This is a genomic window from Streptomyces sp. NPDC039462, assembly GCF_055639375.1.
In genome coordinates this window covers 738,852-761,409 of sequence record NZ_JBVKAO010000001.1, presented here as the reverse complement: position 1 = coordinate 761,409, position 22,558 = coordinate 738,852, and the positions used below count along the sequence as shown (strand labels likewise).

23 protein-coding genes are annotated in these 22,558 nt (G+C 71.8%); 7 read left to right on the top strand and 16 right to left on the bottom strand.

Features of this window, described 5'->3' with window-relative positions; translation table 11 throughout:
* Window positions 1-3: 3 nt before the first annotated feature.
* From ACZ7LU_RS03130 to ACZ7LU_RS03115, 4 genes are all read right to left on the bottom strand, one after another.
* Window positions 4-1,059, bottom strand: coding sequence for an ABC transporter permease (locus tag ACZ7LU_RS03130; protein ID WP_468312390.1), 1,056 nt, complete (start codon window positions 1,057-1,059; stop codon window positions 4-6).
* The gene (locus tag ACZ7LU_RS03125; protein WP_471916465.1) at window positions 1,056-2,045 is read right to left on the bottom strand and encodes a sugar ABC transporter substrate-binding protein; all 990 of its coding nucleotides are present in this window, start codon (window positions 2,043-2,045) and stop codon (window positions 1,056-1,058) included. The genes ACZ7LU_RS03130 and ACZ7LU_RS03125 overlap by 4 nt, the downstream gene beginning before the upstream one ends.
* A 125-nt stretch (window positions 2,046-2,170) precedes the next feature.
* Window positions 2,171-3,169 (bottom strand): sugar ABC transporter substrate-binding protein, encoded by a 999-nt coding sequence (locus tag ACZ7LU_RS03120; protein ID WP_471916464.1) that lies wholly within the window; start codon window positions 3,167-3,169, stop codon window positions 2,171-2,173.
* Between the two features lie 139 nt (window positions 3,170-3,308).
* Window positions 3,309-4,100: a GntR family transcriptional regulator gene (locus tag ACZ7LU_RS03115; protein ID WP_468085576.1), complete on the bottom strand. Its 792-nt coding sequence runs from the start codon at window positions 4,098-4,100 to the stop codon at window positions 3,309-3,311.
* A 100-nt stretch (window positions 4,101-4,200) separates the two neighbouring features.
* On the opposite strand from ACZ7LU_RS03115, the gene ACZ7LU_RS03110 reads away from it, so the two are divergent.
* The gene (locus ACZ7LU_RS03110) at window positions 4,201-5,241 is read left to right on the top strand and encodes a Gfo/Idh/MocA family protein (protein ID WP_471915499.1); all 1,041 of its coding nucleotides are present in this window, start codon (window positions 4,201-4,203) and stop codon (window positions 5,239-5,241) included.
* Between the two features lie 15 nt (window positions 5,242-5,256).
* On the opposite strand, the gene ACZ7LU_RS03105 is transcribed toward ACZ7LU_RS03110, so the two are convergent.
* From ACZ7LU_RS03105 to ACZ7LU_RS03090, 4 genes are all read right to left on the bottom strand, one after another.
* A complete protein-coding gene (locus tag ACZ7LU_RS03105) occupies window positions 5,257-5,682 on the bottom strand; it encodes a PaaI family thioesterase (RefSeq protein WP_470982550.1) in 426 nt (141 codons plus the stop codon).
* Window positions 5,683-5,806: 124 nt separating this feature from the next.
* Window positions 5,807-7,009 carry a cytochrome P450 gene (locus tag ACZ7LU_RS03100; protein ID WP_398309176.1) on the bottom strand — a complete coding sequence of 401 codons (1,203 nt, stop codon included), beginning with the start codon at window positions 7,007-7,009 and terminating at the stop codon, window positions 5,807-5,809.
* 96 nt (window positions 7,010-7,105) lie between these two features.
* Window positions 7,106-7,777 (bottom strand): response regulator, encoded by a 672-nt coding sequence (locus ACZ7LU_RS03095; RefSeq protein ID WP_471915498.1) that lies wholly within the window; start codon window positions 7,775-7,777, stop codon window positions 7,106-7,108.
* Entirely contained in the window at window positions 7,774-9,051 is a 1,278-nt protein-coding gene (locus ACZ7LU_RS03090; protein ID WP_471915497.1) for a sensor histidine kinase, read from the bottom strand. The genes ACZ7LU_RS03095 and ACZ7LU_RS03090 overlap by 4 nt, the downstream gene beginning before the upstream one ends.
* A 159-nt stretch (window positions 9,052-9,210) precedes the next feature.
* Between ACZ7LU_RS03090 and ACZ7LU_RS03085 the strand changes: the two genes are divergently transcribed.
* Window positions 9,211-9,438 (top strand): hypothetical protein, encoded by a 228-nt coding sequence (locus ACZ7LU_RS03085; protein ID WP_468312368.1) that lies wholly within the window; start codon window positions 9,211-9,213, stop codon window positions 9,436-9,438.
* 1 nt (window position 9,439) lies between these two features.
* Here ACZ7LU_RS03085 and ACZ7LU_RS03080 read toward each other — a convergent pair whose 3' ends face one another.
* A complete protein-coding gene (locus tag ACZ7LU_RS03080) occupies window positions 9,440-9,880 on the bottom strand; it encodes a ribonuclease (RefSeq protein ID WP_471915496.1) in 441 nt (146 codons plus the stop codon).
* A gap of 113 nt (window positions 9,881-9,993) precedes the next feature.
* Window positions 9,994-10,602 carry a dihydrofolate reductase family protein gene (locus ACZ7LU_RS03075; protein ID WP_471915495.1) on the bottom strand — a complete coding sequence of 203 codons (609 nt, stop codon included), beginning with the start codon at window positions 10,600-10,602 and terminating at the stop codon, window positions 9,994-9,996.
* A 241-nt stretch (window positions 10,603-10,843) separates the two neighbouring features.
* On the opposite strand from ACZ7LU_RS03075, the gene ACZ7LU_RS03070 reads away from it, so the two are divergent.
* Window positions 10,844-11,584 carry an SDR family NAD(P)-dependent oxidoreductase gene (locus ACZ7LU_RS03070; RefSeq protein ID WP_468085564.1) on the top strand — a complete coding sequence of 247 codons (741 nt, stop codon included), beginning with the start codon at window positions 10,844-10,846 and terminating at the stop codon, window positions 11,582-11,584.
* Window positions 11,585-11,611: 27 nt separating this feature from the next.
* Here the strand turns inward: ACZ7LU_RS03070 and ACZ7LU_RS03065 are convergent, their stop codons facing one another.
* The 3 genes from ACZ7LU_RS03065 to allB form a co-directional block, all read right to left on the bottom strand.
* A complete protein-coding gene (locus tag ACZ7LU_RS03065; protein WP_471113159.1) occupies window positions 11,612-12,079 on the bottom strand; it encodes a hypothetical protein in 468 nt (155 codons plus the stop codon).
* 118 nt (window positions 12,080-12,197) lie between these two features.
* Entirely contained in the window at window positions 12,198-13,313 is a 1,116-nt protein-coding gene (alc, locus tag ACZ7LU_RS03060; RefSeq protein WP_468561305.1) for an allantoicase, read from the bottom strand.
* A 4-nt stretch (window positions 13,314-13,317) separates the two neighbouring features.
* Window positions 13,318-14,691, bottom strand: coding sequence for an allantoinase AllB (allB, locus tag ACZ7LU_RS03055; protein WP_471915494.1), 1,374 nt, complete (start codon window positions 14,689-14,691; stop codon window positions 13,318-13,320).
* Window positions 14,692-15,039: 348 nt separating this feature from the next.
* Here allB and ACZ7LU_RS03050 point away from each other — a divergent pair, with 348 nt between their 5' ends.
* Window positions 15,040-15,855: an IclR family transcriptional regulator gene (locus tag ACZ7LU_RS03050; protein WP_398309206.1), complete on the top strand. Its 816-nt coding sequence runs from the start codon at window positions 15,040-15,042 to the stop codon at window positions 15,853-15,855.
* 120 nt (window positions 15,856-15,975) lie between these two features.
* Here the strand turns inward: ACZ7LU_RS03050 and ACZ7LU_RS03045 are convergent, their stop codons facing one another.
* Window positions 15,976-16,527, bottom strand: coding sequence for a universal stress protein (locus ACZ7LU_RS03045; protein WP_471915493.1), 552 nt, complete (start codon window positions 16,525-16,527; stop codon window positions 15,976-15,978).
* Window positions 16,528-16,628: 101 nt separating this feature from the next.
* On the opposite strand from ACZ7LU_RS03045, the gene yczR reads away from it, so the two are divergent.
* On the top strand, window positions 16,629-18,098 hold the full coding sequence (gene yczR, locus ACZ7LU_RS03040; protein WP_470982375.1) for a MocR-like transcription factor YczR: 1,470 nt from the start codon (window positions 16,629-16,631) through the stop codon (window positions 18,096-18,098).
* A gap of 374 nt (window positions 18,099-18,472) precedes the next feature.
* Here the strand turns inward: yczR and ACZ7LU_RS03035 are convergent, their stop codons facing one another.
* Entirely contained in the window at window positions 18,473-18,766 is a 294-nt protein-coding gene (locus ACZ7LU_RS03035) for a DUF5955 family protein (RefSeq protein ID WP_398309691.1), read from the bottom strand.
* Window positions 18,767-18,949: 183 nt separating this feature from the next.
* Here ACZ7LU_RS03035 and ACZ7LU_RS03030 point away from each other — a divergent pair, with 183 nt between their 5' ends.
* Window positions 18,950-19,591, top strand: coding sequence for a nucleotidyltransferase family protein (locus ACZ7LU_RS03030; protein WP_471915492.1), 642 nt, complete (start codon window positions 18,950-18,952; stop codon window positions 19,589-19,591).
* A gap of 226 nt (window positions 19,592-19,817) precedes the next feature.
* The gene (gene aceB / locus ACZ7LU_RS03025; RefSeq protein ID WP_468085552.1) at window positions 19,818-21,437 is read left to right on the top strand and encodes a malate synthase A; all 1,620 of its coding nucleotides are present in this window, start codon (window positions 19,818-19,820) and stop codon (window positions 21,435-21,437) included.
* 101 nt (window positions 21,438-21,538) lie between these two features.
* Here the strand turns inward: aceB and ACZ7LU_RS03020 are convergent, their stop codons facing one another.
* Window positions 21,539-22,444: a HipA family kinase gene (locus tag ACZ7LU_RS03020; protein WP_470982553.1), complete on the bottom strand. Its 906-nt coding sequence runs from the start codon at window positions 22,442-22,444 to the stop codon at window positions 21,539-21,541.
* Window positions 22,445-22,558 lie beyond the last annotated feature (114 nt).

The following is a 22,558-nucleotide window of genomic DNA, read 5'->3' as shown; positions in this document are numbered from 1 at the left end:
CGGTCACTTCGTCGCCTCCGCGCGCTTGCGGACCCAGTGGTTGAGCAGGGTCGCCAGGAGCAGCATCACGCCGAGGAAGAACTTGAACCAGTCCGAGTTCCACTCGGCGAACACGATGCCCTTGCTGACCATGCCGAAGATCAGCGCGCCGACGGCCGCGCCGACCGCGGAGCCGTAGCCGCCGGTGATGAGGCAGCCGCCGATGACGGCCGCGACGATGTAGATCAGTTCGTTGCCGACGCCCTCGCCGGACTGCACGGTGTCGTAACTGAACAGCAGGTGCTGGCCGGAGATCCAGGCGCCGAACGCGACGCCCATGTAGAGGCCGATCTTGGTCTTGGCGACCGGGACGCCGACCGCGCGGGCCGCGTCCTCGCCGCCGCCGACCGCGAAGATCCAGTTGCCGACGCGGGTGCGCAGCAGGATCCAGGTGGCGACCGCGATCAGGGCGAGCCACCAGAGGATCGTGACCTTGAAGTCGACGCCGCCGATGGTGATCGTCTCGGCGAAGATCTTCTTGGCGGAGGAGAAGCCCTCCATGTCGGCGATCGACTTGGTGGAGACCGTGCCGCTGATCAGCTTGGTGAAGCCGAGGTTCATGCCGGTCAGCATCAGGAACGTGCCGAGCGTGATGATGAAGCTCGGCGGGTCCGTGCGGGTCAGCATTACGCCGTTGAAGACGCCGATGGCGAGGGTGACGAGCAGCGAGACGCCGACGCCGACCCAGACGTTCGCCGTCATCTGGTAGCTGAACATCGACGAGACGAGGGCGGACGTCGTCACGAGGACGCCCGCCGACAGGTCGAACTCGCCGCCGATCATCAGCAGGGCCACCGGCACCGCCATGATGCCGAGGGTCGAGGCGGCGTACAGGACCGTCGCGAGGCTGGTGGCCTGGAGGAAGCTGTCCGCGACGATCGAGAAGAAGATGAATACGGCGACGGCGCCGACGACCGAGCCGAGCTCGGGGCGGCCCATCAGCTTCTTCAGCGGCGAGGTCTTCACGAGCCGCTCGTCGGTCTTGGTGTCCGGGGCGGGCGCGGGTGCTGTCGCGGTCATCGGGTCCCTCGCTTCGCGTAGTCCTCCAGCTCGTCGGCCTGGTCCTTGGTGACGATCTGCGGCCCGGTGAGGACGGGCTTGCCGCCGCCGAGGACGTCGGCGTTGTACTTGTACAGCCACAGCAGGTCGACGGCCTGGTAGCCCTGGAGGTAGGGCTGCTGGTCGACGGCGAAGCCGAGGTCGCCGGACTTGAGGCCGGCGGCGACCTTCTCGTTGAGGTCGAAGGTGTCGACCTCGGCCTTGCTGCCCGCGCTGTCCGCGGCCTTCGCCGCGGTGTCGGCGAAGGGCGCGCCGAGCGTCACGACCGCGTCGATCGACTTGTCGGTCTGGAGGCGGGCCTCGATGGAGGACTGCACGTCGGGCATGTTGGTGCCGGTCACGTAGAGGTTCTGCAGCTTGCCGTCGAAGGTCTTCTTGGCGCCTTCGCAGCGCTGCTCGTGGCCGACGTTGCCCTGCTCGTGCAGGATGCAGAGCGCCTTCTTCTTGCCGCGCTTGTTGAGCTCCTCGCCGACGGCCTCGCCCGCGATCGTCTCGTCCTGCCCGATGTGGGTGAGGGCACCGAACTCCTTGGACTCCGCGGAGCCGGAGTTCACGGTGATCACCGGGATGCCGGCCTTCTTCGCGCGGGCCAGGGCGCCCTTCATCGCGTCGGGCTTGGCCAGCGTGACGATGATCCCGTCGACCTTCTTGTCGATGTAGGAGTCCACGAGCTGCGCCTGCTGCTGGGCCTCGTCGTCGTGCGCGTACAGGAAATTGATGTTGTCCTTGACGGCGGCCTGCTTGGCGCCGCTCTGGACGATGTCCCAGAAGGTGTCGCCATCGCCCGAGTGGGTGACCATGCCGAAGGTCCAGCGGGGGGTGTCCACCGCCGACCTGCCGCCGGCCGCCGCCGCCTTGCGGGCGTCCTCCGCGCGCTTTCCGCCGGTACTGCTGCATCCGGTCAGTCCCGCGGTCACGCCGAGCACCGCCACCAGCACGGCGCCCACCGCGCGTACCCCTGTCTTCACCCTTGTCACGACGCCGTGCCCTTCTTGCTCTACTGCTCTGTGCGGCCGGTCCGGATCCCCGGCCCCAGCCGCCCAAGTATCGACCACGCGGATCACGCGTGTGTTCATCGGGTACCGCGAGCGGTGTACTTCTCCAGCTTCGGCACATCCTTCCCTGTGACGACGGCGGGTCCGGTGAGGACGGGCTTGCCGCCTCCCAGGACGTTGGCGTTCGTCTTGTAGAGCCACAGCAGGTCGACGGCCTGGTAGCCCTGGAGGTAGGGCTGCTGGTCGACGGCGAAGCCGACCTCCTTCGCCTTGAGCTGCTTGACGACCTCGGCGTTCAGGTCGAAGGTGTCGACCTCCGCCTCGCTCCCCGCCTCGTCCTTCGCCTTCACCGAGTACGCGGCGATCGGCGCGCCGAGCGTGACGACGGCGTCGATGTCCTCGGTGGCCTGGAGCTTGGCGCTGATGGAGGACTGGGCGCCGGGCGCGTCGGTGCCCTCGACGTTGAGGTTCTCGACCGTGCCGTCGAAGGTCTTCTTCACCCCGGCGCAGCGCTGTTCGAGGGAGACGTTGCCCTGTTCGTGGATGACGCAGAGGGCCTTCTTCTTGCCGCGCGTGTTCAGCTCGTCGCCGACGGCCTCGCCCGCCACGGACTCGTCCTGGCCGATGTGGCTGAGCGCCCCGAACCGCTCGGAGAACTCGCCGCCCGAGTTGATCGTGATGACCGGGATGTCCGCGTCCGCCGCCTTGGCGAGCACGGCGCGCATCGCCTCGGGCTTGGCCAGGGTCACGACGAGCCCGTCGACCTTCTTGTCGACGAAGGACTGGACGAGCTCGGCCTGGCCCTTGGCCTGCTTGTCGTTGGCGTAGAGGAATTCGACGTTGTCCTTGGCGGCGGCCTGCTTGGCGCCGCTGCGGACGATGTCCCAGAAGGTGTCGCCCTCACCCGAGTGCGTGACCATCGCGATCTTCAGGCGGGGCGTGTTCACACCCTTGCCGCCTCCGCCGTCCCCGGACCTGTCCTCGTCGTCCTTGCCGCCGGAGCTGCTGCAGCCGGCCGCGAGCGCGATCACCGCCAGACAGGCCGTGACGCCCTTCGCCGTACGGGATGTACGCATGACCGTGCGGGATGTGCGCATCGTGGACCACCCCTCTTCTCCCGGCCGCCTCGGTGCGGCTGGGGGAGTTCTAGCGGGGCGTACGCGGGAGCGTCAATGGCTTTGTCAGAACATTCTTACGCCCGGGTCGGGCAGCCGCCTACGGTCGTACGAGGAGCTGGAACTCGAAGGAGTAGCGCGAGGCCCGGTAGACGTGGGAGCCGAACTCGACCGCGCGGCCCGTGTCGTCGAAGGTGGTGCGGCGCATCGTGAGGAGCGGGGCGCCGGCCGGCTCGGCGAGCAGTCCGGCCTCCTCCGCGGTGGCGGCGCGGGCGCCGACGGACTGGCGCGCGCTGTGCAGGGTGTGGCCCGCGGCACGCATGAGACGGTAGAGGCCGGTAGCCTCCAGGCGCGTGCTGTCCAGGTCGAGGAGGCCGGTGGGCAGGTGGTTGCGCAGGTGGGCCATGGGTTCGCCGTGGGCGAGGCGGAGCCGCTCGACGACGTGCACCTCGTCGCCCTCGGCGACGCCCAGCGCGGCGGCGACCTCGGCGGAGGCGGGCTCCAGGGCGTTGCGCAGGACGCGGGTCTCGGGGCGCTGGCCCGCGGCCTCCAGGTCGTCGTAGAGGCTGCTGAGCTCCAGGGGGCGCTTGACCTGGCTGTGCACGACCTGGGTGCCGACGCCGCGGCGCCGGACGAGCAGGCCCTTGTCGACGAGGGACTGGATGGCCTGGCGGACGGTGGGCCGGGACAGGCCGAGGCGGCCTGCGAGCTCGATCTCGTTGCCGAGGAGGCTGCCCGGGGTCAGGGCGCCGCGCTCGATCGCCGCTTCCAGCTGCTGGGCCAGCTGGAAGTAGAGCGGGACGGGGCTGCTGCGGTCGACCCCGAGCCGGAGGTCGACCGTGGGGTCCTGGACCGGCTTGTCCTGGGCTGTTCTGGCGACTGGTTTGGACACGGGGCGAGCGTAGTCCCAGGAGATGATGACGGGAAGTTCTTAAGTTCTGTTGTCCGGACAAACCATTGACAGGAGGGTCCGGCGTCGCGAGGGTGGGGCCATGCGCATCGGACTGATCGGAACGGGCCGCATCGGCACCTTTCACTCGGCCGCCCTGAGCCGCCACCCCGAGGTGACATCCCTGGTGATCGCCGACGTGGACGCCGCGCGGGCGGCCGGCCTCGCGGCGCGGACCGGGGCGACGGCGGTGGCTTCGGTGGACGAGGTCTTCGCCGCCGGGGTGGGCGCCGTGGTGATCACAGCGGCGACGGCGGCGCACGCCGAGCTCATCGGCAGAGCGGCGCGGGCCGGTCTCCCGGTGTTCTGCGAGAAGCCCATCGCCCTCGACCTGCCGGGCACGCTGGCCGCCCTCGCCGAGGTCGAGGCCGCGGGCACGGAGCTGCAGCTCGGCTTCCAGCGGCGCTTCGACGCGGGGTACGCGGCGGCCCGCGAGGCGGTGCGCGCGGGACGGCTCGGGCGGCTGCACACCGTGCGGGCGATCACCTCGGACCCGTGCCCGCCCCCGGCCGCGTATCTGCCGCTCTCCGGCGGCCTCTACCGCGACTGTCTGGTGCACGACTTCGACATCCTGCGGTGGGTGACCGGCCGCGAGGTCACGGAGGTGTACGCGACAGGCTCCGACAGGGGCCCCGCGATGTTCCGCGAGGCCGGTGACGTCGACACTGCGGCCGCGGTGCTCACCCTGGACGACGGCACGCTCGCCACGGCCACCGCGACCCGGTGCAACGGCGCGGGCTACGACGTACGCATGGAACTGGCCGGGGAGCGCGACCAGTTGGCGGTCGGCATGGACGAGCGCACGCCGCTCACCTCGGTGGAACCTGCGGGCCCGCCCGCTCCGGACAAACCCTGGCCCGGTTTCCTGGAGCGCTTCGCGCCCGCGTACGAGGCGGAGCTCGCCGCCTTCGTCGAGGTCGTGCGGGGCGAGCGGGCGAACCCCTGCGACGGCCGCGAGGCGCTGCACGCCCTGCGGATCGCCGAGGCGTGCGAGCGCTCGCGACGGGAGCGGCGGCCGGTGCGGCTGGCCGAGATCACGGAGATCACTGAGATCACGGAGATCACTGAGTCGTACGGGGCGTGAGTTCGCGCGCGCCGGTCAGGCCGTGGAGAGCACCGTGCCCTGGGCGATCGCGCACAGTGTCTCGCCGCCCTCGCCCTCGCTGCCCTCGCCGGCCTCGCCGCCTCTGTCGCCGACGGTGAACAGCTCACAGCGGACCACGGCCTGGCGGCGGCCCGAGTGGACCACGACGGCGCGGGCGATGAGCTTGGCGCCGGTCGCGGGACGTACGTACTGGATGGAGAAGCCCGAGGTCAGCACGGCGGGGCCCAGGGTGGTGCCGGCGGCGAACGTGATGCTGTTGTCCGCCGCGTAGGCGAGGACGCCGCCGTGCACGAAGCCGTTCTGCTGGTGCAGTTCCTCGCGAATGCCGATCTCCAGGGTGGCCGCGCCCTCGCCGAACCGCGTGACACGGGCCCGGACGAGGCGGCTGAACGGCTGGGCGTCCAGCACCTTCTGGGCCATGCCGAGGTCGACGGGGTCGGAAGCCGGCTGGCCGGGCGCGGACTGGTCGGGCACCGGCCGGCCGGACGGCGAGTGATCGGGCACCGGCTGGCCGGGCGACGCGAGTTCGGTCATGACCGAACTACTACCACCGGACGGGAAGCCGCCGCATCCCCCTGATCAAAGTCCCCGGCAGCCACTCCCCCGGCGGCCCGTCCGGGGCGAGGTCCGGGCAGCGCTCCAGGAGCGAGCCGAGCGCGATCTTCCCCTCGATCCGCGCGAGCGGGGCGCCCAGGCAGTGGTGCAGGCCGTACCCGAACGCGACGTGGCCCTGCGGGGCCCGGCGGATGTCGAAGCGGTCCGGCTCGGGGAAGCGTGCGGGGTCCCGGTCGGCCGCGGCGAGGACGACCCGGACGACGGAGCCCGCGGGGATGACGAGGCCGCCAAGCTCCGTGTCCTCGGTGGCGAAGCGGTACGTCGCGGACTCCAGGGGGCCCTCGAAGCGGAGGGCTTCCTCGATGGCGTTGTCGAGGAGGGACATGTCGGCGCGCAGCGCGGCCAGTTGGTCGGGGTGGGTGAAGAGCGCGTGTACCGCGTTGCCTATCAGATTGACCGTCGTCTCGTGTCCGGCGATCAGCAGCACGAAGGCCATGGCGCGCAGCTCGTCGGGGGAGAGACGGTCGCCGTCCTCCTCGCCCGTGGTGCGGATCAGGGCGCTCAGCAGGTCGTCGCCGGGCGTCGCCCGCTTGGCCTCGACCAAGTCGTCCAGGAATCCCGCCAGTTCGACGAAGGCGGCGGCCTCCTCCTCCTGGGTCGGCGACGCCACGATGCCGTTCGACAGGCGGCGGAACGCCGTCCGGTCGAAGTCGGGGACGCCCAGGAGCTCGCAGATGACGGTGATCGGGAGCTGGAAGGCGAGCGCTTCGAGCAGATCGCCGCGGCGGGTCCGGGCCGTCTCGCCCCGCAGGAGCATCTCGTCGAGGAGATCGTCGGTGATCTCCTGGATGCGGGGGCGCAGGGCCTCGACCCGGCGCATGGTGAACTCGCGGGTGATGAGCTTGCGCAGGCGGGTGTGGTGGGGCGGGTCGGCGATCAGCAGATGCGTGCCGATCAGCCCCTCCTCGCGGAACGCGAAGCCCGCGCTGGCGGAGGACTTGGCGAAACGGGGGTCGGTGAGCGCCGTCCTGCACTCGTCGTACCCGACGATCAGATAGGCGTCGCCGATGTCCTCCGGGGGTGGCAGCCGGACCCGGTGGACGGGTCCGAGGGCGCGCAGCTCCGCATAGACGGGGTGCGGGTCCTCTCTGAACCGCTCGCCGTACGTCGCCAGGTCGATCGTGTCCGCCATGCGGGGTCTCCTCCAGTTGTCCATGTCGTCAACGCACCGGTCGAGGCGGTGAGTTCCCCTCACCCGCCCTGGTTCTCCTGATCCGCCCTGGTCCCCTCATCCGTCCTGGTCGAGGAGGCCCGCGTCGTGCACCAGCAGGGCGATCTGCACCCGGTTGTCGAGGTCCAGCTTCGTGAGGATCCGCGACACGTGCGCCTTGACCGTGGCGACGCTCAGATACAGCTGGGCGGCGATGTCCGCGTTGGAGCCGCCGCGTCCGACCGCGACGGCCACCTCCCGCTCCCGCTCCCCCAGCGCGGCCAGCCGCTCCGACGCGCGCCGCCTGCGGTCAAGTTGCGGGTCGACGCCCGTCACCTGGGTGATCAGCTGCTGCGTCACCGTCGGCGAGAGCACTGGCTCCCCGGCGGCCACCGCGCGCACCGCCGCGACGATCTCGGCGGGCGCGGTGTCCTTGAGGACGAAGCCCGCCGCGCCGGCGCGCAGGGCGCGCAGCACCTGCTCGTCGGCGTGGAACGTGGTGAGGACGATGACCTCGGGGGCGTCGGGGCGCCTGCGCAGCGCCTCCGTGGCGGCGAGGCCGTCCATCCGGGGCATGCGGATGTCCATCAGGACGACGTCGGGGCGGAGTTCGCCGATCAGCGGGGCGACCTCGGTGCCGTCGCCCGCCTCGCCCACGATCTCGATGTCGTCCGCGCCGCCGAGCATGAAGGAGAGCCCGGCGCGCACCAGCGGATCGTCGTCGACGAGCAGCAGCCTGATCGGTTTCATGACGCCCACGGTAGCCAGGCCTCCAGGTGGAACCCGCCGTCGGGGCCCGGCGCGTGGCGGAGCCTGCCGCCCGCGAGGGAGGCCCGTTCGGCGAGGCCGATCAGGCCCTGTCCCGAGCCGGGCACCTCGGGCACGTCACCGGGTGGTGCGGGGTTGCGCACGGACAGGGTCAGGCCCTCGCCGGGCGCGCCGGTGACGGCCACCGTCACCTCGGCGCCGGGGGCGTGCTTGCGGGCGTTGGTCAGGCCTTCCTGGGCGATGCGGTAGGCGGTGCGGCCGAGGGTGGCGGGCACGGCGGCGGGGTCGGTGACGTGGTCGTCGAGGACGACCTTCATGCCCGCCTCGCGGGATTCGGCGACCAGGGTGTCGAGGGCGTCGAGCGTGGGCTGCGGGCGGCCGGAGGCGTCCGCGTCGCCGCCGCGCAGCACGCCGATGACCTGGCGCAGGTCCTGCAGCGCCTCGTGGGCGCTCTCCCGGATGACGCCCGCGGCCCGGACGATCTCCGCGCGGGGCGCGTCGGGGCGGAATTCCAGGGCGCCCGCGTGGACGCTGAGCAGGGTGAGGCGGTGGGCGAGGACGTCGTGCATCTCGCGGGCGATGTCCTCGCGGGCGAGCCGCTGGGCCTGTTCGGCGCGGAGCGCGGCCTCGTTCTCGGCGCGCAGGGCACGGTCGCGCAGGCTGAGCAGGAGCTCGCGGCGGGAGCGGACGAACATGCCCCAGCCGATGACCGAGGCGGTCACGAGGACGCCGAAGGCGATGGAGACTCCGTACGGAATGTCCCCGTCGGGCCGCAGCCAGTAGGTGAGCGGGAGCACCGCGATCGAGGCTCCGCCGACCCAGGCGACGTACCGGAAGGGCCGGTGCACGGCGAGGGTGAAGAGGGCCGCCGCCGCGGCGCCGCCCGCCGTGTCGGAGGCCACCGCGACCGGCACCATGACGACGGCGAGGCCGAGCGGCCAGCGCCTGCGCAGCCAGACCGCGGCGCAGGCGAGCGCGCCGATCACCTGGTCGAGCTCCGCGGCTCCCTGCGAGATGTGCGGGTTGTCGACGACCGCGTCGGCGCCCACCATCCCGATGAAGACGGCGGCGAAGAAGCAGGTGAAGTCGGCGAGCCAGTCGCGCACGGTCCGCCGCGCCCTGCGCCCCGCGCGGCTCGGGTCGAACTCCCGGGCGACGGCGGAGGGCAGCGCCCACGGCGCCCTGACCCACGGTCCGGGCGCGGGGTCGGCGGGGGGCTCCGGCTGGGGCCGCCGCGTGGGATCAGTGCCGCTCATGGTCGACAAATCTACGCATCTCAGGCGGGCGCGGACGCGCCTCGCGCATGATCGTCCACCAAAGTCGCGCGGGCCGTCGACTTTCGGACCCGCGCACGGGGAAGATCCTCGCCCCGCGGCGGATGTCCGCGGTGAAGGCACGGGACGAGGATCTTCCTCATGAAGAAGGACGTGAAGCGGCTGCTGGAGTTTCTCGGTGTGGTCCTGCTGCTCCAGGGCGCGGTCGGCCTGGTCCACCGGCTCACCGGTGCGCTGCCCGGGTGGGGCCTGGTGCAGCGCGTCGGCTTCCTCGACGGCTACGAGACGTACGCGAGCGTGGCGCTGATCGTGCTGGCCTGCGCGCTGTTCGCCGCCGTGCGGAGCTTACGGAGTGTGCCGGTGGGCTGAGTCAGCAGCCGTAGTCGACCAGGTCGAACGAGGCGTAGTGGTCGGCGGTGTAGTAGTCCTCCTGGCTCTTTTCGCCGGTGACGATGCGGCGGGCGCCGCGGTCGTCGGAGCCCGGGGTGATGACCGTGTACTCGTGGTAGTAGCCGGAGCTCTGCTGCGGCAGCTCACCCTCGCGGTTCTGGAAGACGGTGCCGTCCTGCGGGAAGGGGTAGGGGCCGCCGGCCTCGATCAGGTCGAGGGTGTCGTGCGCCTGGGAGGGCAGCGCGGAGTAGCAGATGTCGCCGACCGCGGCGACGGAGTGGGCGGTCGCAGCGACCGGTGCGGCCAGTGTGACCGGCGCGGTCGGTGCGGCGCTCGCGGTGGCCGCGGCGGGGCCGCCGAGGAGGAGGGCGGCGGCAAGGGCGGTGGCGCCGAGGAATCGGCTTCGTGGGGGGATTCGCATGGGTCCAGTGTGACGCGCGTAGAGGTTGGCGTGTCAACGTCAAGTCTGTGAAGTTTTCCGGGAGTTAACCACCGGTCGCCGCCCGGCCACCCCGCCGCCACGGGCACCGGCCCCTAGTAACTGCCGTACTCAGGACGCCCCTCACGCTCGTACGTGCTGATGACGACACCCTTGGACGTCGTGCGCGACCGCGTGTGCCGGAAGGCGGTGGGGAGAGTGCCCTCCGTGAAGAGGCGTTTGCCGGTGCCGAGGGCGACCGGGAACGTCAGGAGGTGCAGGGTGTCGATCAGGTCGTGCGCCATCAGGAAACCGGCGAGGCCGCCGCTGCCGTGCATCTGCAGTTCGCGGCCAGGCTGCTCCTTGAGCGCGGTGACGTCCTTGACCAGGTCGTCGCGGCCGATGATCCGCGTGCCCTGCCAGTCCGCGCCGGTCAGGGTGGTGCTCGCGACGTACTTGGGCAGGGAGTTGAGCCGCGAGGCCACCGGGTCGTCGGGGTCCGTCATCCTGGGCCAGTACCCGGCGAAGATCTCGTACGTGCCCCTGCCGAGCAGGAAGGCGTCGGCCCGGTCGAAGACCTCGTTGACGAAGGCACCGAAGTCCTCGTCTCCGTAAGGCACCGACCAGCCGCCGTGCTCGAATCCGCCGCTGCGGTCCTCGTCCGGGCCGCCCGGGGCCTGCATGACGCCGTCGAGGGTGACGAACTGGGTGAGTGTGAGCTTCATGGCGAGCGCCTTCCTTCTTCTCGGTCCTCGGCTGCGAGGGCCCCGACGGGGGGGCCGTCTCTCACCCACTCAGACTCCGCGGCCGCCGGGAAGTCATCGCCGCCCGGGGACGTGGAGATGCGTGTCCGATGACCGCCAGTCCTCACCCGCCCCGGCGGCTTTCATTGAACCCGCAAGCACTTCTGGCAGTCAGCACTGACGGAGGTGACGAAGTGACGAAGTACGCGGAAGAGGTACGGACATGTCTTCTCTCACCGGCAGGACGGCTCTGGTCACCGGCGGCAGCCGCGGCATGGGCGCGGCGATCGCGCTGGGCCTGGCCGAGGCGGGCGCCGACGTGGCGATCACCTATGTACGGGGCGAGGACGCCGCCAGGGAGGTCGTCACGAAGATCGAGTCGATGGGGCGTCGCGGCATCGCCCTCAGGGCCGACGCGGCGGACGCCGGGGACGCGGCGGGCGTGGTGGACCGCGCGGCCGACGACCTGGGCGGCCTGGACATCCTGGTGAACAACGCGGGGATCGGCGTCCTCGGCCCCATCGGCGACCTGACGCTCGCGGACATCGACCGGGTCATGGCCGTCAACGTACGAGGGGTCTTCCTGGCCTCGCAGGCAGCGGCCGCCCGGCTCCGCGACGGCGGCCGGATCATCACCATCGGCAGCTGCATGGCCCAGCGGGTCCCCGGCCCCGGCGGCACCCTCTACTCGACGAGCAAGGCGGCGCTGATCGGCCTCAACAAGGGCCTGGCACGGGAGCTGGGCGGGCGCCGCATCACGGCGAACCTGGTGCAGCCGGGGCCGACCGACACCGACATGAACCCGGCCGACGGCCCCTTCGCCGCCGGCCAGAGCGCCCTGACGGCCCTCGGCCGCTTCGGCTCCGCCGACGAGGTGGCATCCCTGGTCACCTACCTCGCCGGCGACGCCGCGGCGTACATCACCGGCACGGAGCTGTCGGTGGACGGGGGCCACGCGGCCTAGCTCCGGGCCCGGCCCGCGACCACGGACCTACGGAACCGGCACCCAGGTCGCCGTCAGGTCGGCGCAACGGACCGTGATCAGGGCGTCCGTCAGTTCGGTGCGGTGCACGACGCCTTCCTCGTGGGGCAGGGCTTCGTCCAGCAGGACGGTGATGGCCTCCATCCAGTCGATCGACGCTTCGTAGTCGATCGAGAAGTGCGTGACGCCGGTGTACTGGATCCGCAGTCCGGCGGTGTGCTTCCACCGGTTGGGGCGATAGGTGACCGACGCGGTGCCGGCCCTGCCCATGGTCGTCGTGGGCAGGGCGATGTCGGCGAGTTCCAGGTCCTTGACGCACCGCTCGCTCGTGTAGTCGTAATGTCCGGCCTCGGACGCGAAGGCCCGGGCTCCCTCGGGGAGCGCGTCCCGGAAGTCGGGAAGGGCGGCCAGGTAGGCACGCGCGTCGGTCCGGAAGCCGTGGAGCTCCGGGTCCCAGTCGACTTTCACGTACTTCATCCGCGGGATTCCATCACGCTGGGCGGGCTCTTTCCACGCGGGCCACGCGGTGCGTCACATGGGTGCGGGGCGCACCGGGGCTGTCCACCCGGTGCGCCCCACGTTTTGTGGGGGCGGGTCAGCCGCCCAGTTCCTGGTGGCGGGCGGTCAGCGCGGCCGTGCCGGATTCGGTCAGGGAACCGAACAGGCGCAGGCGGGAGATGCCGCCGTCCGGGAAGATGTCGACGCGGACGTGCGTGCCGACGACGGGGGCGGGCAGGACGAAGCGGTGGTTGGTGTCGGGCTGCAGGCGGGTGCGGGGCAGCGCCTCGGTCCACTCCCCCGTCTCGCCGTCACGTACCGAGAGGGACGCCCAGCCCGCCGAGTTGCCCTTGAGGTAGGCGGTGTCGATCTCCACGGCGCGGATCTCGGACTGCTGGACGAGCCGGTAGCGGATCCAGTCGTTGCCGGTGTCGCGGCGGCGGCGGGTCTCCCAGCCGTCGTCCATCTTGCGGGAGCGGCCCGGCTGGATGGTGTTGGTGGCCGGGGAGTAGAAGCGGTCGGAGGCGTCCTCGACCTGGCCGCCGTTCTCCAGGGCGACGACGTCGAACGTGCCGAGCGCGGCGAGCCACTTGGGGTCGGCGACGACCTCGCCGTAGACGCGGAGGCGGGCGATGCCGCCGTCCGGGTGCTGGTTGACGCGCAGGTGCGTGAAGCGCTGCTCGACGTCGACGGCGAAGCCGTTCGCCGCGTGGCCTCCGATGGGCGTGCGGGGGACGAGCGTCGTCCACTTCACGTCGTCCCCGCAGAGCTCCTCGGGCGTCGGCGAGCCCTCGACGCTGGTGCCCTCGACGGAGACCGCCTGCGGGTAGTTGCCGCGGAAGTGCGCGGTGTCGATGACGATGCCGCGTACGACACCCGGCGCGCCGAGGCGGACGAGCGCCCAGTCGTGGTCGTCCTCGGTGGGCCACGGGTGCTCGGCGGACACGCCACGCCGGCGGCGGGTCTCCCAGCCGTCCATGACCTTGCCCTTGTGCCCGAAGTGCTCCGGGTCGAAGACGGCGGGGTGCGCGAGGAGGAGGTTCTCGCGCATCGCGAAGAACTCGTCGTTGGCGGCGATCACACCGGCGCCGAGCTGCCGGTCGGCGAGGTTGGCGTACTGGGTGAAGGGGAAGTCGGCCGTGCGGTAGTCGGCGTAGGGCTCGCCGCCGCCGTAGGGGCTCGCGTCGCCGGTGAAGGAGGGTATCGCCGTCACTGTTTCAGTTGTTCCTTTCCAGAAGTCGGCCTGCGGGTTCGCTGAACTCGCCGCCGTACAGGATGCGTTCGCCGCGCAGCCAGGTGGACTTCACGACGCCGCTGAGGGTCTTGCCCGCGTACGCCGTGACCCGGTTCCGGTGCTGCAGCTCCGCGGGATCCACGGTGAAGGTCTCGTCGGGCGCGAGGACCGCGAAGTCGGCGTCCCGGCCGGCCGCGATGGCGCCCTTCTGGTCGAGTCCGACCAGCTGTGCGGTGCGCTCCGACATCCAGCGCACCACGTCGTCGAGGGTGTGCCCGCGCCTGCGGGCCTCGGTCCAAACCGCGGGCAGGCTCAGCTGGAGTCCGGAGATGCCGCCCCACGCGGTCGCGAAGTCGTCGGTCTTCAGGTCGGCGGTGGACGGGGAGTGGTCCGTGACGACGCAGTCGATGGTGCCGTCGGCCAGCGCCTGCCACAGCAGGTCCTGGTTGCCGGCCTCGCGGATGGGCGGGCAGCACTTGAACTCGCTGGCGCCGTCCGGGACTTCCTCGGCGGTCAGGGTGAGGTAGTGCGGGCAGGTCTCGACGGTCAGCTCGACGCCCTCGCGCCGGGCGGCGGCGATGAGCGGAAGCGCGTCGGAGGAGGACAGGTGCAGCACGTGCACGCGCGCGCCGATCCGCTTGGCGACGGCGATGAGGCCCTCGATGGCGGTGTCCTCGGAGATACGGGGCCGGGTCTGGAGGTAATCCTCGTACTTGGGGCCGCTCTTGTGCGGGGCGGCGTCCAGCTCGTGCGGGTCCTCGGCGTGCACGATGAGCAGCCCGCCGAAGCCGGCGATCTCGGCCATCGAGGTGGCCAGCTGGTCCTGGTTCAGCTCGGGGAACTCGTCGACGCCCGAGGGCGACAGGAAGCACTTGAAGCCGTAGACACCGGCGTCGTGCAGGGGCTTGAGGTCCTGGACGTTGTCGGGGAGGGCGCCGCCCCAGAACCCGACGTCGATGTGGGCCTTGCTGCGGGCGACGTCCTGCTTGGTGCGCAGGTTGTCCACCGTCGTCGTCGGCGGCAGGGAGTTGAGGGGCATGTCGATCAGGGTGGTGATGCCGCCGGCGGCCGCGGCGCGGGTGGCGGTCCAGAAGCCCTCCCACTCCGTGCGGCCCGGGTCGTTCACGTGGACGTGCGTGTCGACCAGGCCGGGCAGCAGGGCGTCGTCGCCGAAGTCCTCCAGGCGCGCGCCGTCCGGCACATCGGCGTCGTACGCGGTGACAGCCACGATCTTCCCGCCGGAGACGGCGACCGAGGCGGCCCGCGTCCCTTCCGGGGTGACGACACGGGTCGAGCGGAGCACAAGCTCCACGCCCCGGCCCGCCGTCGCGTCCACGTCCACGTCCCTTTCGGACACCCGCGTCCCCTCTCTTCTGTTCCGCTACACAGACCTTTTGCTTCCGCTTAACGGAATTCAACGTTCTGTTGAAGGAGTTTTCACGCTTGCGCCGGTGACGTCAAGGGTGGACTTCGGCGGGCGCGGGTGACCCTCGCCGTACTGGACGTTTCCACAGAGTGGAATTATGATTCCGCGTACCAGAACGTAGCTACGCACAACGCGAGCGCCGCAGGGGCGCGGGACAACCCTGCGGAGACACGGACAAACGTGCCCTGACCGGCGGCGACGGCATGCCGAGCGACAGTCCTCGTGAAGAACCGACCGGTAGGCTGCTTCCTTGCCCGCCAGCACCGAAAGGAACGCGCCGTGCCGACGTCAAGCGCCAGCGACGCCCCTGCTGAAATCGCCGCCTCCAAGACCCCCGCCGCGAGCGGTGGCGTCCAGTCCCTCGAGCGCGCCTTCGATCTGCTCGAGCGGATGGCGGACGCGGGGGGCGAGGTCGGTCTCAGCGAGCTCTCCGCCAGCAGCGGTCTGCCGCTGCCCACGATCCACCGTCTCATGCGCACGCTGGTCGCCTGCGGGTACGTACGCCAGCAGGCCAACCGCCGCTACTCCCTCGGCCCGCGCCTGATCCGCCTCGGCGAATCCGCGTCACGGCTGCTCGGCACGTGGGCGCGGCCCTATCTCGCCCGCCTCGTCGAGGAGACCGGCGAGACGGCGAACATGGCGCTGCTCGACGGCGACGAGATCGTGTACGTCGCGCAGGTGCCGTCCAAGCACTCCATGCGGATGTTCACCGAGGTCGGCCGGCGGGTCCTGCCGCACTCCACGGGCGTCGGCAAGGCGCTGCTCGCGCACGCGTCGCCGGAGGAGGTCCGGGCACTGCTCGCCCGCACCGGGATGCCGGCCGCCACGGAGAAGACGATCACCACGCCGGAGGGCTTCCTCGACGCGCTCGAGGTCGTACGCCGCACGGGGTACGCGGTGGACGACAACGAACAGGAGATCGGCGTGCGGTGCCTTGCCGTGCCGGTGCCCAACTCGCCCACCGCGGCGGCGATCTCCATCTCCGGGCCCGCGGGGCGGGTGACCGAGGCTGCCACGGAGAAGATCGTGCCGGTGTTGCAGCAGGTGGCTTTGGAGTTGTCGGAGGCGTTGGTCTCGGCGGGGGCTGGCTCCTGAGCCTTGGGCGGGTCACAGGCCCGCCGCTTCGCGGCGGATTGTTTTCCCGCCCGCCCACCCACCCGTTTGCCCCGCGACGTCATTGTCGGGTAGAGGCGGCCTGGTGTTTGGCCCTCGGCGTCACTGCCAGGTAGGGGTCTTGCCTGTCAGCCTTGCGTCGTCCGGGGTCAGGTTGCGGAGGGTGCGGCGGAGGGCTTTGGGGAGGGTGGGGGGCCGGACCGTGAGGACCGCGCAGGAGGCGTGGGCGCGGACGTGACGGTGGGTTCGGGGCGTGATGTGTCTGTGGGGGCGCGCGCCCAGGACCAGGAGGTCGTCGGGGTGCGTGGCCGCCTCGCACAGGGCGCGGCCGGGGCGGTCCCTGATCACCCGGCGTTCGACGACCACGCCGGGCGGCGTGCCGCCGAAGGCCTCGTCGAAGGCACGGTCGAGGCGGGCCTTCGCCTCGGTCCACCAGTGCCGCGCCCACTCCCGGTCCGGGTGGCGCAGATAGAGCGCCTCGCCCTCCGGCGGTTCCCAGGCCAGTACCGCGACCAGCACCCGTCCCGTACGCCGCGCCTCCGCCGCGCCGGCCCGCAGCGCCGCGAGGCTCGCCAAGGAACCGCTGACCCCCACCACGACGCGCCCCGCCCCGGCGGTCGCCCGCCCGGCCACCGCCGCTCCGTCCACTGACATCGGTATCCCCTTTCCGGGCCAAAACGACCGACTGACGTGCCACGAACGGGAGTCTGTACGCTGATTGGCCTGGGCAGCAGGGCCAATCAGTGGGAGTTGGCATGGCAGAGGCACGAGTGGTCCACACCGTGGACAGGAGGCTGGGCAGCCGTCGGCTGGCCGGCCTGCTGACCGGCACCGTGGGCGAACGCCCCGGCTACCGCGCGCTCGCCCACGGCGTGCGCACCCTCCTGCTCGACGGCCGCATCCCGCTGCACACCCGGCTGCCCGCCGAACGCGAGCTGGCCTCGGCGCTGGCCGTCAGCCGGGCCACCGTCACGGCGGCGTACGACGTGCTGCGCGAGGGCGGCTACGCCCGCAGCCGCCGCGGCGCGGGCACCTGGACCGAGCTGCCGCAGGGGCAGCGGCCGTCCAACGTGGCGGCGTTCCCGGCGGGCGACGACGTCCTCGACCTCGCGATAGCCGCGCCCGGCGCCCCGGAGGCGGAGCTCCGCGCGGCGCTCGCCGCGGCGGGCGGGATGCTGGCCGAGCACGCGCCGACGCCGGGCTACCACCCGTACGGCATACCGGAGTTGAGGTCCGCCGTCGCCGAGCGCTTCACGCGGCGCGGGCTGCCCACACTGCCCGACCAGGTCCTGATCACCACCGGCGCGCAGCACGCGCTGTCGCTGACCCTGTCCCTGCTGGGCAGGCAGGGCGACCGGGTCCTGGTCGAGAACCCGTCGTATCCGAACGCCCTGGACGCGATCCGCGGCGCGGGCCTGCGGGCGGTTCCGGTGCCGGTCACGGAGGACGGCTGGGACTGCGGCCTCGTCGAGTCGTCGCTGCGGCAGGCGGCGCCCCGCCTCGCGTACCTCGTACCGGACTTCCAGAATCCGACGGGTTGCCTGATGCCGCACGAGCAGCGGTTGCGCATCCTGGAGACGGCCCGCGCCACGGGCACCTGGCTGCTGATCGACGAGACCATCACCGACATCGCGCTGGACGGGCCGCCGCCCGCTCCCTTCGCCTCGCTCGCGGCGCACGGTGTGGGCGAACAGATCGTGACCTTCGGGTCGTTGAGCAAGTCCCACTGGGGCGGGCTGCGGATCGGGTGGGTGCGGGCCGGGTCGGGGCTGATCACCGAGCTGGCGACGAAGCGCGTGCCGAGCGACATGGCGACGCCCGTCATCGAGCAGCTGGTGGCGCTCCATCTGCTGCGCGGCATGGACGACGTGCTGCGCGAGCGGTTGCCGCGGCTGCGGGCGCAGCGCGACGCGCTCGCCGCGTCACTCGCCCGGCACCTGCCGGAGTGGCGCTGGCGGGTCCCGCCGGGCGGGCTGTCGCTCTGGGTGGACCTGGGGCGGCCGGTCGCGTCCGCCCTGGCCCGCGCGGCGCTCGCACAGGGCGTGCGGATCGAGGGCGGTTCCCGCTTCGGGGCCGACCCGGGCACACACGAGCACCGGCTGCGCATCCCCTACACGCTCCCCCCACCCCAGGCCGACGAGGCCGTACTCCGCCTGTCCAAGACCCTGACCGGCGACCTCACCCCCACCCCGGCCGACACCACCCGCCGCCACTGGGTCGCGTGAGCCCGGCCTGGCGCGGTGTGGGCCCGGCGCAGCGCGGGCCCGGCGTGGCGTGGGCCCGGCGCGGTGTGAGCCCGGCGCGGCGTGAGCCCGGCGCCGCGTGAGCCCGGCGCCGCGTGAGCCCGGCGCCGCGGACCCCGGCATCGCGGACTCCGGCGTCGCGTGAGTCCAGCGTCGCTCCCCCGGCCCCGCGGGCCCCGGCATCGCCTGACCCCCGCGCCGTACGACCCCGGCGTCACGCGCCCTCGGAGCCGCACGACCCCAGCCCGCACGACCCCCGCGTCACCCACCCTCGCCGCCACCCACCCCCGGCGCGCCGCCCGACCCCGGCCGGGCCCCGCAGGATCGATCCTGCGGGGCCCGCGGCCCCCGCGGCCTCAGCAGCCCCCGCGCCCCTTCGGTTCGCCGAACATCTCCACTGCGCCCCGCACCGACGCCAGCCCCGCGGCCAGTGCGCTGACGGAGCCGATTGCGCCGGCCACGAGGAGGAGGGAACGGCGCATCCGGGGGACCTCCGGGGTGCCGTACGCCATCTCCGCCAGCGCCGCAAGTTCGTCCTCGGCGATGCCGCGGTCCGTGAACTCGGCCGGGTGGGCGGCGAGTTCACGGCGCAGCCGGGCGACGGCGGCGCGCAACTCCGCCACCCGTGGGTCCTCGTCGCTCCCGGTCACCTGGCTCTGCTCCACGCTCCGCAACACGGCTCTCCCCCTCGCACGTCTCCGTGCGGCTGTTCCGTTCCTCTTTCGCGGGCCCCTGAGGCGCTGGTCAGGCACCGGGGGCCGCGGGTCAGTAAACCGTTCCCGGTACGGGATGCGCCACTTCGCGCCCGCCGCCGGGACGTGTATGCAGGAGCCATGACGACAGAACCGAGAGAGCCGAGAGAACCGATTAACGTGCGGGGCGGCGGGGCGGGAGAGGTCGTCGGGGTGCTGCTCGCCGCCGGTGGCGGGCGGCGGCTCGGCGGGCGGCCGAAGGCCCTCCTGGAGCACCGGGGCGCGCCGCTGGTGGAGCACGCGGTGCGGGTGCTGCGCGACGCCGGATGCGAGCGGGTGCACGTGGTGCTCGGCGCCTCCGCCGACACCGTGCGCGAGCGGGCCTCGCTCCCCGGCTGCGTACTGGTGGACAACCCGGAGTGGGAGGAGGGCATGGGCTCGTCCCTGCGGGCCGGGCTCGCCTCGCTCGCCGGCACCGGCGCGTCCGCCGCGCTGGTCTCGCTCGTCGACCAGCCGGGGATCGGCGTGGCGGCGACGGCCCGGGTGCGCTCGGCGTACCGGTCGCCGACGACGCTCGCGGCGGCCGCGTACGAGGGCCGGCGGAGCCATCCCGTCCTGTTCGGGAGCGCGCACTGGGCGGGCATCCGCGCGAGTGCGGTCGGCGACCGTGGGGCACGCGACTACCTGCGGGCGCACTCCGACGCGCTCACGCTGATCGAGTGCGGAGACGTCGCGGAGGCGTACGACATCGATACGGCCGAAGACCTGATCCACTTGGAGTGACCGACGTGGCACTCAGCGACACGTTCTGTCGACGAGAAGAATCTCGACATCAACAAACCATTGAACTTCCACTATGAGGAAACTAGTATCCACTGACCAGAAGGCCCGTTATCTCGGACGGGGCCCCGCAGCCGTACCTCGGCTCCAGTGGCACCCAGTGCCACCGCGTCTGCCCGGCGGCCCGCCCGGCACCGTCCGTGCAGCTCTCTGAAGGAAGTGACAGCTCATGTCCGCACTAGCGCCGTCGCCGCTGGCCATCGTCGACGCAGAGCCCCTGCCCCGGCAGGAAGAGGTGCTCACCGACGCGGCCCTCGCCTTTGTGGCCGAGCTGCACCGGCTGTTCACGCCCCGGCGTGACGAGCTCCTCGCCCGGCGGGCCGAGCGCCGTGCCGAAATCGCCCGCACCTCCACCCTGGACTTCCTCCCGGAGACCGCCGCGGTCCGCGAGGACGACTCCTGGCAGGTCGCCCCGGCCCCCGCCGCGCTGAACGACCGCCGCGTGGAGATCACCGGCCCGACCGACCGCAAGATGACCATCAACGCCCTCAACTCGGGCGCGAAGGTCTGGCTCGCCGACTTCGAGGATGCCTCCGCTCCCACCTGGGAGAACGTGATCCTCGGCCAGCTCAACCTCACCGACGCCTACGAGCGCCGCATCGACTTCACGGACGAGCGCACCGGCAAGTCGTACGCGTTGAAGGGCGCCGACGAGCTCGCGACCGTCGTGATGCGCCCGCGCGGCTGGCACCTGGACGAGCGCCACCTCCAGGTCGACGGCAAGCCGGTCCCCGGCGCGCTCGTCGACTTCGGGCTGTACTTCTTCCACAACGCCAAGCGCCTCATCGAGCTCGGCAAGGGCCCGTACTTCTACCTCCCGAAGACGGAGTCGTACCTGGAGGCCCGCCTCTGGAACGACATCTTCGTCTTCGCGCAGGACTACGTCGGCATCCCGCAGGGCACGGTCCGCGCCACGGTCCTCATCGAGACGATCACGGCCGCGTACGAGATGGAGGAGATCCTCTACGAGCTGCGCGACCACGCGTCCGGTCTCAACGCGGGCCGCTGGGACTACCTCTTCTCCATCGTCAAGAACTTCCGTGACGGCGGCTCGAAGTTCGTCCTGCCGGACCGCAACCTGGTGACGATGACCGCCCCGTTCATGCGGGCGTACACCGAACTCCTCGTCCGCACCTGCCACAAGCGCGGCGCGCACGCCATCGGCGGCATGGCGGCGTTCATCCCGTCCCGCAAGGACGCGGAGGTCAACAAGGTCGCGTTCGAGAAGGTCAAGAACGACAAGGACCGCGAGGCCGGCGACGGCTTCGACGGCTCGTGGGTGGCGCACCCGGACCTGGTCCCGATCGCCATGAAGTCCTTCGACGCGGTGCTCGGCGACAAGCCGAACCAGAAGGACCGCCTGCGTGAGGACGTGAAGGTCGCGCCCGAGGACCTGATCGCCATCGACTCCCTCGACGCGAAGCCCACGTACGACGGCCTGGTCAACGCCGTCCAGGTCGGCATCCGCTACATCGAGGCGTGGCTGCGCGGTCTCGGCGCCGTCGCCATCTTCAACCTCATGGAGGACGCGGCCACCGCGGAGATCTCGCGCTCGCAGATCTGGCAGTGGATCAACGCGGGCGTCGTCTTCGAGACGGGCCAGACCGCCACGGCAGACCTCGCCCGCGAGGTGGCGGCGCGTGAACTCGCCGCGATCCGCGCCGAGATCGGCGACGAGGCCTTCGCGGCCGGCAAGTGGCAGCAGGCCCACGACCTCCTCCTCCAGGTCTCCCTGGACGCGGACTACGCGGACTTCCTGACCCTCCCGGCGTACGAGCAGCTCCGCTGACGTTCCGTCAACACGAGCAACGCGAGCAACACGAGCAACACGGGCAACACGAGAAGGCCCCCCGGCACCGCACAGCGCCGGGGGGCCTTCTCGTGCGCCTCTCAGCCGAGGTGCGTCGACCAGTCCTGCTCCGCCGCGGGCTTCCCGTGCAGGTCGGGGACCCGCTTCAGCCAGGCGGGGCGGCCCTTCTCGGTGGCGGCCGCACGCCTCGCGTCCGCGGCGGCCAGCTCGTCCCGGCCGGGAAAGTCCGTCGGCAGCCACGCCGCGGAGGCCCGGGCGCGGGCCAGCAGGAAGGCCACGTACGCCTCCCGCACCTCGTCCGGGGACGTGAACCCGGGCTCGTCGGCGAGCCACGCGTCGGGGACGAGGCCGACGATCTCGCGGAGCACGGCTTCCGTGACGAGCGGGGCCAGTTCGGCATCGGCGGCGGCCGTGTCGGGCCCGTACCCGCCGAGGGCGTGGTGGCGGAAGTCGTACGCCTTGTCGGGCGGCGTCGCGCCCCAGCGGTGGTGGAAGACCAGGGCGGCACCGTGGTCGATGAGCCACAGCTTCGGCTCGTGGACGCCGAAGGTGGGCCAGACCATCAGGTTCGAACTGTGCACCGTGCGGTCGACGTTCGCGGTGAGTGCGTCGAGCCAGACGACCTTGCCGGCCTCCAGCGGGTCGACGTCGATCGCCTCCGGGGTGAAGTCCGCGGCGCCGGGCAGCAGGTCCATGCCGAGATTGAGGCCCGCGCTGGCGTGCAGCAGGTCCTGGACCTCCTGGTGCGGCTCGTCGGCGGCGACCGCCGGGTCGAAGTGCACGAGGACCAGTTCGGGAAAGCGCAGCCCGAGGTGGCGGGCGAGTTCACCGACGACGATCTCGGCGACGAGCGCCTTGCGGCCCTGGGCGGATCCGGTGAACTTCACGACGTACGTGCCCAGGTCGTCGGCCTCGACGACGCCGGGCACGGAGCCGCCGGCCCGCAGGGGCTCGATGTAACGGGTCGCGGTGACTTCTCTCAGCATCTCCCACGGCTCCCGGGCGTCTCTGCTCACTGGGTGATCATAGTAATCGCGGACATCTCCTTCCCGGCCCGGCCCGCGTGCCGCGGGGCATTGTGCGCCATGTCCGCTCTCGTC